The following is a 13408-nucleotide window of genomic DNA, read 5'->3' on the forward strand; positions in this document are numbered from 1 at the left end:
AAAAAAGGAGCCGGAAATATTCCGGCTCCTTTTTCGTTGTTCGATGTCCGGTCTATTTTTTCGGCAGTGAGCAGGAATGCTTGAAGAAAACTGACAGGTATTCGCTATCCAGCTTTGGCGTGCGTTCTATGCGGGCAATGAGCGCGACCACTACGATGGTTGCCACGACCATGAGCATGGGGCCGAAGAGCCAGAAGATGAGCGGCACCAGAAAGTAGTAGGCACGCATTCCAATGTGAAAGTAATCGCCCGCCTTGTTGATCTGCATGGCTACAAAAGTGATGGACGAGCCGTAGCTCGCCTCCTCCGACGGGGCGTTGATCAGGAATCCCACATGGCTGAAGAGCCGGATGGCGAAGGAAAAGTTGAAGAAGGCTATGAACAGGTTGATCAGAATGACCAGCAGTTTGAGGGTGATGGTGCTTCTGGCCGTGGACCCGAACAGGTTGACCGCGTGCCATATCTGGCCCAGCTCTTCCCCCTGTCCGGTGAGGGAGAGCAGACCGACCGCCAGCAGGATGGAGGTGGAGGCCAGAAATGTGGCGGCCATGGTCGAGTTGCGCAGGGTCTGCACCGCCAGGATGTCCTTGCGCTCCTCCATGATGCCGACCACCCAGGCGGTCTTGGCCAGCTGGTTGGCTCCGAACAGGGTGTAGATGGGGTCGTGCTTCACTCTCCAGGCGGCGTATATGTGATAGGCCGAGAACAGCCCTGCCGAGATTATCAGGCAGATAATGTCGAGCAGGTGCGGGGCCATCAGTTCCTTCATGTCTTCCTCCGATCCGGAGTCTGTAGGTTGTCCTCCGCCTAGGGAGGAGTGCTGTACGAAATCGACTTCCCTGTTTTACGACGCCGGGACGGGTTTTGCAACGATCCGACTGAATTAACCGGCAACAGTTTACAACTATTGCCAAAATCGGTAATTTAGTAACGATCTTCCACCATGCCTTGTTTACGGAGGGCGAAATGCGCATACGACCTGTCCCGACCATTCCCGCATTGTTCCTGTTTGTTCTGTTGTCGGCGGGATTCCTTTTCGGGACGGCCTTTGCCGCTGATTCCGGGGCCAGGGGCAGCGCGGATTCCGCCACCGTCATTCCGGCCGATGCCACGCCGGATCAGGTGCGGTCCATTCTCGCCGCAATGAGCGATGAACAGGTACGTCAGCTTCTCCTGAATGAATTGCGCAACGCCGCGCCCGCTTCGGCCAAGCCGCAACAACCGGAGGTGGTGCGGGCGTTGCAGCACGCCAAGCGCATCGTCCATGCGGTGCGGGCGAGGCTGGTCGAGCTGTTGTCAGGCGATACCGCCGCGCCCCGCCTGCTGCCGGAAGCTCTGCGCGAGTCGATCTCCGGCAGGGGCGTCTATCCTCCGGGCCGGTTGGCCTTGGGGCTGGCCATGGTTCTGGCCGTCTGGCTGGTGGTGCGCTGGCTGCTGGGCCGACGGCTGTCCGGGGTCAGGTTCGCCATGGAGGACGCGGAGCCGGGTGCCTCGCTCCCGGCGCGGCTGGGGCGGCTGCTGGCCCGTGCCGGGCTGGACATCGGCTCGGTCTGTGCCGCCTTTCTGGTGACGCTCATTCCCTATCTCACTATTTTCAACGAACCGGTGGACGCCCGTCCGGTGATATTTGCCTGGCTGGCCGCCATTGCCGCCGTGGGGCTGATCCGGGCCCTGTTGCGCGCCGTGCTTTCGCCCGATGCGACGAGGCTCCGTTTTCTGCCGCTTTCCGATGACGCGGCCCGCTACGTCTTCCGCTGGGCCATGCGTCTGGCCTGGGTGATCGTGGTGGGTGGCCTGTTGAGCTGTCTGGTACGTCTGGCCCATGCCATGGAGCTGGCCTACATTCTGGTGCTGGCACTCACCGGATTTGTGGTTGCCTGCATGGTCTCCCTGCTGGCGCTGTGGAACAAGCAGCGGGTGGCCACAGCCATCCGCGCAGCCACGCCGGAGAACTCTCTGCGTCACCAACTGGCCGGGGCCTGGGCCGGGGGCGTCATCGCCTACACCATGATCTTCTGGATTTTCTGGGTACTCGCCCTGATGGTCTTTGGGCAAAAGGCATTGGCCACCGGGATGATCACGTTGCTCCTGCTGCCCGGCTATCTGCTGGCGGACTGGGTGACGCAACGGCTGGTCGCCTTTGCCGTGGACATGGCCGGGGTGCCGGATGCCGACGACGAGGCTGACTCCGATGGCGCGAACGAAGCGCCGGAAGCCGAGGTCCGCCCGACAATCTCGAAATTCGAGCGTTTCCTCTCCACGGGCTTTCGCATTCTGGTGGCGGCTGCCACGGTGTTTTATCTGTTGCGTGCCTGGGGGGTGGACATCCGCTTTGGCCGAAATCTGGTAGCGGCCGGGATCAATACGCTCATCACCCTGGTGCTGGCCTACATCTTTTGGATATCCGTCTCCAATTTCATAGGGCGCAAGCTGCGCGAGGCACCGGGCGCGGCGGGGGGCCATGCCGAAGGCGAGGGCGGCGGCCACGGCGGCGACCGTTTCTCGACCCTGCTGCAACTGGTGCGCAAATTCATTTTCGCGGCCATTACGGTCATTTCCGTGCTGATCATTCTTTCCTCCCTCGGCGTGGATATCGGCCCACTCCTCGCCGGTGCATCCGTTTTCGGCATCGCCATCGGTTTCGGCGCGCAGACGCTGGTCAAGGATATCATCTCCGGCATTTTCTTTTTGATGGACGACGCCTTTCGCGTGGGCGACTACATCGAGACCGGCAATGCCATGGGCACGGTGGAGGAAATTTCAGTGCGTTCCATCAAGCTGCGTCACCATCTGGGCTTTCTCTACACCATCCCCTTCGGCTCCATGAAGTTGATAAAGAACAACTCCCGCGACTGGGCGGTGATGAAGCTCAAATATCTGGTGCCCTTCGATACCGACCTTCAGAAGGTCAAGAAGGTTATAAAGCGGATCAACAAGGAAATCCGCGCCATACCGGAATTGGACGAGATGATGCTGAGCGACATCAAGAGCCAGGGCGTCAAGGCCATGGAAGAGTATGGTATGCGTATGCGGGTCAAGTTCATGACCAAGCCGGGCGGCCAGTTCACCCTGCGCAAACTGGTGCTGGCCAAGATGCGCAAGTATTTTGCCGAAGAAGGCGTGGAGTTCGCCAAGCCCCGCGTCTCGGTGCACATGCCCACGGGCGAGGACTTTACCGAGGAGGAACGGGCCGCATTGGCTGCGGCTGCCAGCACGGCCACGGAAAAGAAGGAAGCCGGGAAAGAGGACTAGCGTGTTTGTCTAGGAAGCCCGGTGACAGGACCGGGCCGAGAACATCCCGGCGACCACGGCGACCAGAGCGGCGATGCCGCCCATGATGAATGGTGCGCGCGGCCCGAGGACATCCCAGGCGAGCCCGGCGGCGAGGCTTCCCGCCAGCGTCAGCAGGCCGGTTACCATGAGGAAGAAGCCCATGGCCGTTCCCTTGCGGTCCGCCGGGAGGCAGGAGGCGATGACCGCCTTGCCCACGCCCTCGGTCAGTCCCATGTACAGCCCGTAGATCGGGAAGAGCAGCCACACCCCGCCGGGGCCGGTGAGGGCGAAGCCGAAGTAGACCAGGGCGTAGACCGTCCATCCCCCCAGCATGAGCCGCCAGCGGCCCACTCGGTCGGCCAGGAGGCCCGCCGGATAAGCCGAGGCCGCGTAGGTGATATTGTAGAGCACGTAGGCCGCGATGACCTGTATGTCGCCGAGGCCGAGGCCCTTGGCGCGCAGCAGGAGCAGGGCGTCCGTACTGTTGGCGAATGCGAACAGGGAGAGCAGGAGCAGGGAGCGCCAATACTCGCCCGGCAGGCCGCGCAGGGAGTCACGCAGGGAAAGTCGTTTCGTCTGTGCGGAGTCGGAAGGCACGTCTGATCCGGCAGGCTGGTTGCCGCCGGTTTCGCGCAGACGGAAGGTCAGCGCGGTTGCGGCCAGTCCCGGCAGGGCCGCCAGCAGGAAAATTGTTCGGTACGCGCCGGGCAGCAGGGCAAGCAGCCCCATGGCCGCGAGCACGCCTACGATGGCCCCGGAGGTGTCCATGGCGCGATGGAAGCCGAATGCACCGCCCAGCCGGGCCTTGGGAGCAGCGTCCGCGATCATGGCGTCGCGCGCCGATGTTCGCAGCCCCTTGCCCAGCCGGTCGGCCATTCGCGCTGCAAATACCACGGGCCAGGCAAAGGCCAGGGCCAGCAGCGGCTTGGACAGGGCGGAGAGGCCGTATCCGGCGCGGACATAGGGGGCGCGGCGGCCCATACGGTCCGAGTGCCATCCCGATACTCCCTTCATCATGCAGACCAGCGCCTCGGCGGCTCCTTCCATGGCACCGAGCACGGCGGCGGGTGCGCCCAGAACCGAGACCAGGAACAGTGGGATGATTGGGTAGACCATCTCCGAGGCCACATCCGTGAAAAAACTGACCCAGCCAAGGGTGACGATGGCATGGGGCAGGGGCGGTCGCTTGGAACCACGGCGCATTACGCGGCTCCTCCCTTCTGGAAGAGTCGGGTCGGGAAAAATGACGGAGTGTTGTCCGGTCTTCGGATCAGCATGACAGGATTTTGCTCCAGTCGCGTCCGTCCTGCAACCGGGAAGACGAGGGGGTTGTCACGAAAACTTGACGCTTCCGTTACAAACGGGCGTTGCTCGTGTGCGTAAGGGTCTGCGACAATTGATTGTAGAAAGCAATTGTACTATTCATTTCCCTTCACAACTTTTCACTGCGGAGAGAGTTCATGAAAAAGATAGCGGTATTGGTGTTGATGGCAATGTTTGCTCTGGCCGGAACGGCCCGGGCAGAGACCCTGAAACTGCTCACCTGGAAAGGGTATGCCCCGCAGAAGGTGATCGACGCATTTGAAAAGGAGACCGGCATCAATGTCGAGGTCACCTTTTCCAACAACGAAGAGATGATCGCCAAGCTGCGCGCCACGCGCGGCGCCGGGTTCGATCTGGCCCAGCCTTCCCAGGACCGTATTTCCTCTGTCCAGGCCAAGTACAAGCTGTACCAGCCCATGGACTACTCCAAGATCGACGCCAAGCTCTTTATCCCCTCCATGCTGAGCGCGGTGAAGAAGAACACCCTGGTGGACGGTAACTCCTACGCCGCACCGTTCTGTTGGGGTACCTCCGGCCTGATCGTCAACAGCGACAAGGCCAAGGGTGCCGATTCCTGGAAGGCGCTTGTCGATCCCAAGTACAAGGGTCGCGTGAGCTACCGCCTGAAGCGGCCGACCCTCATCGCCATGGGCTTTGCTCTCGGTTACGATCCTTTCGAACTGTACAACGACCCCAAGGGATACAAGGCCATGCTCGACAAGGTTGCCGATACCCTGATTGCAGCCAAACCCATTGTGAAGAACTACTACGCCAATGGCGATGCCCTGATCGAGTCCATGCGTTCCGGTGAGGTCTTCGTGGCCATGGCCTGGGATGCGGGCGGATGGAAGCTGCACACCGACAACGCGGCTATCGACTACAAGGCTCCCAAGGAGGGTGCCCTGGGCTGGATCGATACCTTCGCCATTCCGGCCAAGGCCGAGAACGTCAGCGCCGCCTACAAGTGGATCAACTTCATGATGAAGCCCGAGAACGCCGGTTACTTCAGCTCCGAGGAGAAATACGCCACTGCCTCGGCCGACGCGCTCAAGTACACGGATAAGGCCGTTGCCGCCAACTTCGCTCGCTCCTTCCCCCAGACCGTCATCGACAACATCAAGTGGTATCCGCCGGTGCCTGCCAAGCTGGAAAGCATCGAAGGCAAGGTTCTGGACAAGATCAAGTCCGCCCAGTAGACTGACTGGCAGAGAATTCTAATGGAAGGCGGAGGGCGCATATGCCCTCCGCCTTGTTTCAATCCCCCCAACCGGCCCGAAAATATGACCAACGATCTATCAGTCCGCAATGTGGTGAAGCGGTTCGGCGATTTCACCGCAGTCAGCGACATTTCTTTTGATGTGCCTTCGGGCTCCTTCTTTTCCATTCTCGGCCCCTCCGGCTGCGGCAAGACAACGCTGCTAAGGATGATTGCCGGATTCGACTCGCCTTCCAGCGGCGATATCGAGATCCGGGGCAAGAGCATGATCGGCGTGCCGCCCAACCGGCGGCCGGTGAATCTTGTGTTCCAGCATCTGGCCCTGTTTCCCATGATGAATGTGGCCGAGAACGTGGCCTTTGGCCTGCGGCGACGCGGCACGCCCAAGGCGGAGATCAGCCGCAAGGTGCCCGCCATTCTGGACCGCGTGGGCCTGCCCGGCTATGGCCGCAAGCGCGTGGACCAGCTCTCCGGCGGCCAGCGGCAGCGTGTGGCCATTGCCCGCTGTCTGGTGCTGGAACCGTCCGTTCTGCTGCTGGACGAACCCCTCGGCGCACTGGATCTCAAGCTGCGGGAGCAGATGAAGCTGGAGCTCAAGAAGCTCCAGGCCAAGGTTGGGACCACCTTCATCTATATTACGCACGATCAGTCCGAGGCCCTTGTCATGTCCGACCGCGTGGCCGTGATGCACGACGGCCGGTTCGAGCAGGTGGGGCGTCCGCAAGACCTTTACGGCTGTCCCGCCACCCCGTTTGTGGCCCGGTTTGTGGGGGATAACAATTCATGGCGCGGCCGCATTACCGAGAGCCTGGACGGCGACGTCATTGTCCGCACCGACGAAGGCTACTCCTTCCGCACCCGGGCCGACGGCGCCTGCTGTTGCGGCAACGAGGTCGATCTTTTCCTGCGGCCCGAGGCCATGCGCATCGAACCGCGCGAAACCACCGGGCTGAACCTCTTTGACGTCACAGTGAAGAGCATCCTCTTTGACGGCGCCAACAGCCGCTTGCTGACCGTGACCCGCGAGGACCGCGAACTGCTCGTCACCCTGCCGCAGAACCGGAGGTTCGACCACATCGAGCCGGGGGACGACATCCGCGTGGGCTGGCATCCCGAGTCCGGCATCTGTTTCAAGGCGGAGTCCTAGACATGCCCCGTTCCCGCCTCGTGTTCTGGATGTTTTTCGCCCCGGTGGCGGTCTGGCTTTTCCTGCTCATCGTCCTGCCCCACCTGGACCTGCTGACCATGAGCTTTCGGGGCGAGGACGACTATGGCGACATGGTCTGGACCCTGCAAAACTACAAGACGTTTTTCACCGAGCCCATCTATTGGCTGACCTTTGTCCGCACCGCGCTCTACGCCATGATCACCACGGCCATTACTTTTCTGCTGGCCATGCCGGTGTCCTTTTATATCTCCAAGCTCGCACGGTCGCGGGTGCGGGGGGCGCTAATGATCTTTCTGCTCCTGCCGTTCTGGGTCAGCGAACTGGTGCGGGTCTACGGCTGGATGATCCTTCTGCGAGAGTCCGGGGTGCTCAACTTCGTGATGCTGAAACTTGGCTTGATCGATAAGCCCATCGAGATGCTTTACAACGACGCGACCATGATCATGGGGCTGGTCTACACCTCCATGTTGTTCATGATCGTGCCTTTGGTCTCGGTGATGGAAAGCCTGGACGACAGCCTCATCGAGGCCGCGCACGACCTGGGCGCGAGCAAGCTGGCCATCTGGCGGACCATCATCATTCCGCACTGCAAGCCCGGCATCACTTCCGGTGCCATCGTGGTCTTCATGCTGGCCCTGGGCAATTACCTGACACCCAACCTCATGGGCGGCAAGAACTCCCTCTGGTTCACGGAGCAGATTTACAATCAGTTCATCGCCAGCTTCAACTGGAACCAGGGTTCGGCCTTCGGCTTCCTGCTGCTGGTGCTCAGTTCGCTCATCATCTGGGGCGGGCTCAAGCTTACGGGCCAGAAGCTCGGGGAGGTGGCGTCATGATCCGCTCCCTGCCGCGCAGCCGGACCTACAACTGGTCCTTCAATATTTTCATCATCCTCTATTTCGTCTTCCTGTTCGCGCCGCTGGTCGTCACCTGCGTGCTGGCGTTCAACGACTCGAACTTCCCGTCCCTGCCATGGCAGGGGTTCAGCCTGGACTGGTTCACCTCGGCCGGACCGGAGCGTATCGGCCTGTTTCACGACGACCAGATTCTGCGCTCGCTGCTTACCAGCCTTGAGACCGCGGTCTGCGTCTCCCTGCTCAGCGTGACGGTGGGCACCTGCGCCAGTTTTCTGTTCGAGAAGGAGGAGTTCCGGTTCAAGGGCGTGCTCTACATGCTCATGCTCGCGCCGCTGGTCATACCCGGCGTCATCCTCGGCATCTCCATCCTGCTGGCGTCCAACTCGGTGGGCACTTTCATGGACGATACCTTCGGCATCGACTGGGCCGTCTTCCGCCCCAGCTTCTGGCTGGTGGTGCTCGGCCAGTTTTCGTTCATCTCCACTTTCGTCACCCTTGTGGTTTCGGCCCGGCTGCGCAAGTTCGATACCTCGCTGGAGGAGGCGGCCCTGAACCTCGGGGCCACGCAGTTCGGCGTTATCTGGCACATTACGCTGAGATTCCTGCGCCCGGCCATCATCGGGGCAGCGGCCGTGGCCTTTCTTATGAGTTTTGAGAACTTCAATACCACGCTTTTCCTCGTGGGTTCGGAGCCGACCCTGCCGGTAAATCTCTATTTGCAGGTGCGAGACGGCAGCACCCCGGTGATCAACGCGGTTTCGCTCATGCTCGTGGTCGGCACCTCGCTGCTTGCCCTGGTCAATCTCTATTTCACCAAGCGGGAGGACTAGATGTTCTATGATCGGCTGCCCGGTTCCGGGTATGTCTGCGCCCATCGCGGCGCACGGGCTTTGACGCCGGAGAATACCCTGACGGCGATTCGGCGCGGCTTTGAGCTGGGTGCGGACTTTTGGGAAACGGACGTGCAGAAGACGGCCGACGGCCAACTGGCGATCGTCCACGACGATACCCTGGAGCGGACAACGGACGTGCCGGACCGGCCGGAGTTCGCGGACCGCAAGCCGTGGTGGACGCAGGAATTTACTCTGGCCGAGCTGCAATCCCTGGACGCGGGGTCATGGTTTGCCGGGACAGATCCTTACGGCACCGTGGCTTCCGGCGAAGCCCGTCCGCAAGATCTGGCCGAGGCGGATGCCTGCCGCATCCCGACCCTGCGCGAGGTGCTGGCCTTTACCCGCGCCAATGATTTCCCCATGAATATCGAGATCAAGGACCAGGTGCGCACGCCCGGCGACCTGTCCATTGTTTCGGATATCCTCGACATGATGCGTGAGATGGATGTGGAGGACCTGATTCTCATCTCCTCTTTCAACCACGACTATTTGCGGGAGGCGCGCCGCCTGAATCCGGCCATTCCGCTGGCCGCGCTCACCGAGGAGCGCCACCCTGAGAATCTGGTGGACTACCTCAACTCCCTTGGCGTGGCGGGCTACCACCCGGACGAGGTCATCACCGATCTCTCCCTGGTGCGCGACCTTGCTGGTCGGGGCTTTCACGTCACGCCCTACACGGTCAACGACATGGACCGGGCCATGGACCTGATCGGCGCGGGCTGCTGCGGCATCACCACGGACTATACCCACCTGCTGCGCGCCCGGCTGGACGGATAGGGGCGGCTATTTCACGGCCTGCCACAGCGCGGCCGGATCGCCCTGTATCAGCAGAGGGATGTTGTGCTTGATGCGTTCGTCCGGCCAGTCCCACCATCTGATCTCTTCCAGCATGGCGATTTCATTGTCGGGAAAGCGTTTTCTGATCGGCCGCGCGGGTGACCCAGCCACGATCTCATAAGGCTGCACATCCCGGGTGACGATGGCCCGGGAGCCGATGCGCGCGCCGTTGCTGATGGTCACACCGGGCATGATAAGGGCCTCGAAACCGATCCAGACGTCGTTGCCGACGATGATGTCACCCTTGTTGTCCCAGCCGGAATTCACTACCAGCTCATGTTCCCACAGCTCGCCGAAGATGGCGAAGGGGTAGTTCACGCACGCCTCCGCCTTGTGATTGCCGCCGTTGAAGAGGAACTTGGCACCATGGGCTATGGAGCAGAACTTGCCGATAACCAATCGATCATGATTCACCTGATAGTGGTACAGGACGTTGCGGTCCTGGAATTTGAGCGGGTCGTCGAAGTCGTGATAGTAGGTGTGGTCGCCCACGATGATGTTATCGCGGGTCACGGCCTCTTTGAGGGTACAGGTCTGTGTGTCGTTGCTGCGAGGAAAGAGTGGGTCGTTCATGGATAATCTCTCGTTTATGTTTTGCTGACGGTGTACTGCCAATATCGAAAGAACGTCAACGGGGTGGAGGAAGCCGTAGAAGCTCTTTGAAAACGGGAAGTTGATTTTTCCCCCCATTTTGAGCGATGTAAGGGGACGGGTCCGAAGTGAGGACTCCCACCTGAGGGTGGGAGCTTTTGTTTTTGGCGGACCTGCCAGACAGGAGTTCATATGCAAGCGCTCAAGATAAAGGGACTGGTGCTGTTCGGCGCCTATGTCCTGTTCATGTTCCTAACCATGGGCATGTATTGGTGGAATATCGATGCCTTCCGTGACCGCCTGGTGGTCATGGACGAGTTCCACAACGTCCTCTCCGACATTTTGGAGACCCGACGGTACGAAAAGAACTTCATGTTTTATCCGGAGCCCAACAGCCAGAAGGAGGCGCTGGTCTATCTGGACCGGGCCGAGGGCACAGTGAAGGTCCTGCAACCCAAGATCGTCGAGATTGAGGGTGAGGAGAATTATGAAAAATTGCTCGGCAGCATCGGCGAATACCGCACGCTGCTCCATGCCTTGGCTCAGGGCGACAAGTCCGTGGGCGTGCAGACCCGCGAGCACGGAGCCGTGCTGGTCCGTACCGCCCAGAATCTGCTCCGGGACAAGCAACAGCGCATCCACAGCGCTCTGGACCGCATCCGTGTCATGCCAATCGCGGTCATGCTCGCGCTGCTCATCGTCATTACCGTGGTCTTCATCTGGCAGGCGCGCAAGGTGCTGGAACGGCTCAAATACGTGCAGCGCGCGGCCGAGGGCGTGGCCAAGGGTGACTATCAGGCCATCGAGCATCTGAGCAGCGAGGACCCCATCTCCGTGCTCATGCGCACGGCTTTTGCCAACATGGCGGACGAGTTGGACAAACGGCAGGAACAGCTGGTCGAGGCGCGCAAGCTGGTTTCCATCGGCACCCTGACCTCCGGTATCGCCCACGAGCTGAACAATCCGCTGAACAACGTCTCGCTCACAGCGGATACCCTGCTGGAAGAACTGGACGAGATGCCGCGCGCCGAGATGCGCGAGCTGTTGCAGGACATCATCGGCGAGACCTCCCGCGCCAGCGAGGTGGTGCGTAACCTGCTGGACTTCTCGCGAACCGAGCAGCGGTCGTTCCGGCCGTTGAGCATGGCCATGGTCGTTAGCCAGACCATGAAGCTGGTGGGCAACCAGCTGGCCATGAACGGCATCAATGTGGAGACGAACGTCCCGGTCGAGCTGCCGGACATCCAGGGGGATCTGCACTATCTGCAACAGGTCTTCATCAATCTTTTTCTCAATGCGAATCAGGCCATGGAGCACGGCGGCACCCTGCGCGTCACCGGACGGCGTGACGGCGACCGGGTGTGCGTGGGCGTGACAGACACCGGCTGCGGCATGGACAAGGATACCCTGAGCCGCGTGTTCGACCCGTTCTTCACCACCAAACCGGTGGGCAAAGGGACCGGGCTCGGTCTGTCCATCATCTACGGCATCATCAAGAAGCACGGCGGTTCCATCGGCGTACAGAGCGAGCCGGGGCAGGGCACCACCTTCACCGTCTGCCTGCCGCTTGCTGGTGCTGGCGGGGAGGCGTGATGCGGCCATTTCGAGCAGCTGTCATAGACGACGAGGCACAGGCGGCCAAGCTGGTCGGCCGGGCGCTGACCAAGCTGGGGTTCGAGGTGGAGACCTTCGGGCTGGGCCACGCTTTTCTGGCCCGCATGGGGGAGAAGCCGTTCCAGCTTGTCTTCATTGATCTCAAACTGCCGGATATGGAAGGTATCGAGATTCTGGAAACGATCAAAATGGGCTTCGAGAACGTCCAGGCTGTGATCATAACCGGCAATGCCTCCATCCCTTCCGCGGTGGAGGCCACGGCCAAGGGCGCGTCGGGCTACATCGTCAAACCGTTTCGGTTGCAGGAGGTGCGGACCACGGCGCGGGAGGCCCTGGAAAAGCTGGAGCTGCGTGCGGAAAACCGCCGCCTCAAGGAAGCCCTGCGCGAGGCTCCGCCCCTGAACGATTTTTTGGGCAACAGCCAGGTCATGCTTGATGTCTTCGCCATGATCCGCAAGGTGGCAGGCGTTAACTGCAACGTCCTGCTCCAGGCCGATACCGGCACGGGCAAGGAGCGGGCGGCCAAGGCGATCCACGACCTGAGTCCGCGCAAGGACAAGACCTTCGTTTCCTTCAACTGCGGCGGGTTCACCGAGGAACTCATTTCAAGCGAGCTGTTCGGACATGAGAAGGGGGCCTTTACCGGGGCCACGGCCACTAAAATCGGGCTGCTCGAATCCGCCAACGGGGGCACCGTCTTTCTGGACGAGATAGGCGAGATGCCGCTTAATATGCAGGTTAAGCTGCTTCATGTATTGCAGGAGCGGCGCATTTTACGTGTGGGCGGCACCCAGCCCATCGACCTGGATATCCGGGTCATCGCCGCCACCAACAGGGATTTGCAGGAGGCCATGGCCGCCGGGCAGTTCCGTGAGGATCTCTTCTACCGGCTCAACGTGGTACGCATCCATCTGCCCGCCCTGGCAGAGCGCAAGGAAGACGTCCCGCTGCTCGCCAACCATTTTCTGGAGACCTTCAACGCCCGGTTCGGCAAGAATGTGCAGTCCATCTCGCCCCAGGCCATGGAGGTGCTGACCCAATACAACTATCCCGGCAACGTGCGCGAACTGGAGAACATCGTCCAGCGCGCCGTGGCCCTGGCCGAGGGCGAGGTCATCGGTGTGCGCGAGCTGCCGTCCGACCTGCTCAATCTCGCCTTCAGCAATTTCGGCACCCCCGGCCTGCTGCCGCTGGAAGAGGTGGAGAAGCGGCATATCCAGCGCGTGCTGGACGCCACGGGCGGCAACAAGGGACTGGCCAGCAGCATCCTCGGCATCCCCCGCACCACCCTGTGGCGGCGCATCAAGAAGTTCGGCCTGGAAACGGACGAGGACGAAGGCTAGCCTGTATTGTCGTTATTTCGCGAATAGTCGGATGGATTTTTTCCCGCCAGAAGTGCTTTACAGAGTCCGGGGTTGTACGTCTTATGCCCCCCGGCATCCCTCTCATCCCCGTGACAAGCAGGTAAACGGGTCCCACTGGACGAAAAATCGCACTTTGGGGCGGCATGATTGACCATTCCCCGGCAGGAGGAGGAACGGCGTATTTTTCGGATTATGACGGGGGATAGAGCCTCTTTAATAACCAGGCAATTGAATGAGTAATGATAGAAAAGCGTCGGCAACGGCCTGCCCGA

The 13408-nt window shown here is 60.9% G+C and carries 11 protein-coding genes; 8 read left to right on the plus strand and 3 right to left on the minus strand.

Going from position 1 to position 13408, the window contains the following annotated elements; all coding sequences use genetic code 11:
• Positions 1-52 precede the first annotated feature (52 nt).
• Positions 53-769 (minus strand): DUF599 domain-containing protein, encoded by a 717-nt coding sequence (locus ACI0FG_RS03120; protein WP_419787099.1) that lies wholly within the window; start codon positions 767-769, stop codon positions 53-55.
• 197 nt (positions 770-966) lie between these two features.
• On the opposite strand from ACI0FG_RS03120, the gene ACI0FG_RS03125 reads away from it, so the two are divergent.
• Positions 967-3252 (plus strand): mechanosensitive ion channel domain-containing protein, encoded by a 2286-nt coding sequence (locus ACI0FG_RS03125; protein WP_419787100.1) that lies wholly within the window; start codon positions 967-969, stop codon positions 3250-3252.
• A 9-nt stretch (positions 3253-3261) separates the two neighbouring features.
• On the opposite strand, the gene ACI0FG_RS03130 is transcribed toward ACI0FG_RS03125, so the two are convergent.
• Positions 3262-4476 carry an MFS transporter gene (locus ACI0FG_RS03130; RefSeq protein WP_419787101.1) on the minus strand — a complete coding sequence of 405 codons (1215 nt, stop codon included), beginning with the start codon at positions 4474-4476 and terminating at the stop codon, positions 3262-3264.
• A gap of 257 nt (positions 4477-4733) precedes the next feature.
• On the opposite strand from ACI0FG_RS03130, the gene ACI0FG_RS03135 reads away from it, so the two are divergent.
• The 5 genes from ACI0FG_RS03135 (at position 4734) to ACI0FG_RS03155 (ending at position 9507) form a co-directional block, all read left to right on the plus strand.
• Positions 4734-5792, plus strand: coding sequence for an extracellular solute-binding protein (locus tag ACI0FG_RS03135; protein ID WP_419787102.1), 1059 nt, complete (start codon positions 4734-4736; stop codon positions 5790-5792).
• An 84-nt stretch (positions 5793-5876) separates the two neighbouring features.
• Positions 5877-6959, plus strand: coding sequence for an ABC transporter ATP-binding protein (locus tag ACI0FG_RS03140; protein ID WP_419787103.1), 1083 nt, complete (start codon positions 5877-5879; stop codon positions 6957-6959).
• A 2-nt stretch (positions 6960-6961) separates the two neighbouring features.
• Entirely contained in the window at positions 6962-7816 is an 855-nt protein-coding gene (locus tag ACI0FG_RS03145; RefSeq protein WP_419787104.1) for an ABC transporter permease, read from the plus strand.
• Positions 7813-8667, plus strand: coding sequence for an ABC transporter permease (locus ACI0FG_RS03150; protein WP_419787105.1), 855 nt, complete (start codon positions 7813-7815; stop codon positions 8665-8667). The genes ACI0FG_RS03145 and ACI0FG_RS03150 overlap by 4 nt, the downstream gene beginning before the upstream one ends.
• Entirely contained in the window at positions 8668-9507 is an 840-nt protein-coding gene (locus ACI0FG_RS03155) for a glycerophosphodiester phosphodiesterase (RefSeq protein WP_419787106.1), read from the plus strand. It begins immediately after the preceding gene.
• A gap of 6 nt (positions 9508-9513) precedes the next feature.
• Here ACI0FG_RS03155 and ACI0FG_RS03160 read toward each other — a convergent pair whose 3' ends face one another.
• Positions 9514-10140: a CatB-related O-acetyltransferase gene (locus ACI0FG_RS03160; protein ID WP_419787107.1), complete on the minus strand. Its 627-nt coding sequence runs from the start codon at positions 10138-10140 to the stop codon at positions 9514-9516.
• Positions 10141-10350: 210 nt separating this feature from the next.
• Between ACI0FG_RS03160 and ACI0FG_RS03165 the strand changes: the two genes are divergently transcribed.
• Positions 10351-11751 carry a sensor histidine kinase gene (locus ACI0FG_RS03165; RefSeq protein ID WP_419787108.1) on the plus strand — a complete coding sequence of 467 codons (1401 nt, stop codon included), beginning with the start codon at positions 10351-10353 and terminating at the stop codon, positions 11749-11751.
• Entirely contained in the window at positions 11751-13115 is a 1365-nt protein-coding gene (locus tag ACI0FG_RS03170; RefSeq protein ID WP_419787109.1) for a sigma-54-dependent transcriptional regulator, read from the plus strand. Before ACI0FG_RS03165 ends, ACI0FG_RS03170 begins: the two co-directional genes overlap by 1 nt.
• Positions 13116-13408: the final 293 nt, after the last annotated feature.

Source organism: Pseudodesulfovibrio sp. 7M6 (assembly GCF_050058625.1).
GTDB classification, from domain to species: domain Bacteria; phylum Desulfobacterota; class Desulfovibrionia; order Desulfovibrionales; family Desulfovibrionaceae; genus Pseudodesulfovibrio; species Pseudodesulfovibrio salinus.

Coding starts and splice junctions, on each gene's coding strand:
- ACI0FG_RS03120 (WP_419787099.1), bottom strand. CDS start 769: ATGAAGGAACTGATGGCCCCGCACCTGCTCGACATTATCTGCCTGATA.
- ACI0FG_RS03125 (WP_419787100.1), top strand. CDS start 967: ATGCGCATACGACCTGTCCCGACCATTCCCGCATTGTTCCTGTTTGTT.
- ACI0FG_RS03130 (WP_419787101.1), bottom strand. CDS start 4,476: ATGCGCCGTGGTTCCAAGCGACCGCCCCTGCCCCATGCCATCGTCACC.
- ACI0FG_RS03135 (WP_419787102.1), top strand. CDS start 4,734: ATGAAAAAGATAGCGGTATTGGTGTTGATGGCAATGTTTGCTCTGGCC.
- ACI0FG_RS03140 (WP_419787103.1), top strand. CDS start 5,877: ATGACCAACGATCTATCAGTCCGCAATGTGGTGAAGCGGTTCGGCGAT.
- ACI0FG_RS03145 (WP_419787104.1), top strand. CDS start 6,962: ATGCCCCGTTCCCGCCTCGTGTTCTGGATGTTTTTCGCCCCGGTGGCG.
- ACI0FG_RS03150 (WP_419787105.1), top strand. CDS start 7,813: ATGATCCGCTCCCTGCCGCGCAGCCGGACCTACAACTGGTCCTTCAAT.
- ACI0FG_RS03155 (WP_419787106.1), top strand. CDS start 8,668: ATGTTCTATGATCGGCTGCCCGGTTCCGGGTATGTCTGCGCCCATCGC.
- ACI0FG_RS03160 (WP_419787107.1), bottom strand. CDS start 10,140: ATGAACGACCCACTCTTTCCTCGCAGCAACGACACACAGACCTGTACC.
- ACI0FG_RS03165 (WP_419787108.1), top strand. CDS start 10,351: ATGCAAGCGCTCAAGATAAAGGGACTGGTGCTGTTCGGCGCCTATGTC.
- ACI0FG_RS03170 (WP_419787109.1), top strand. CDS start 11,751: ATGCGGCCATTTCGAGCAGCTGTCATAGACGACGAGGCACAGGCGGCC.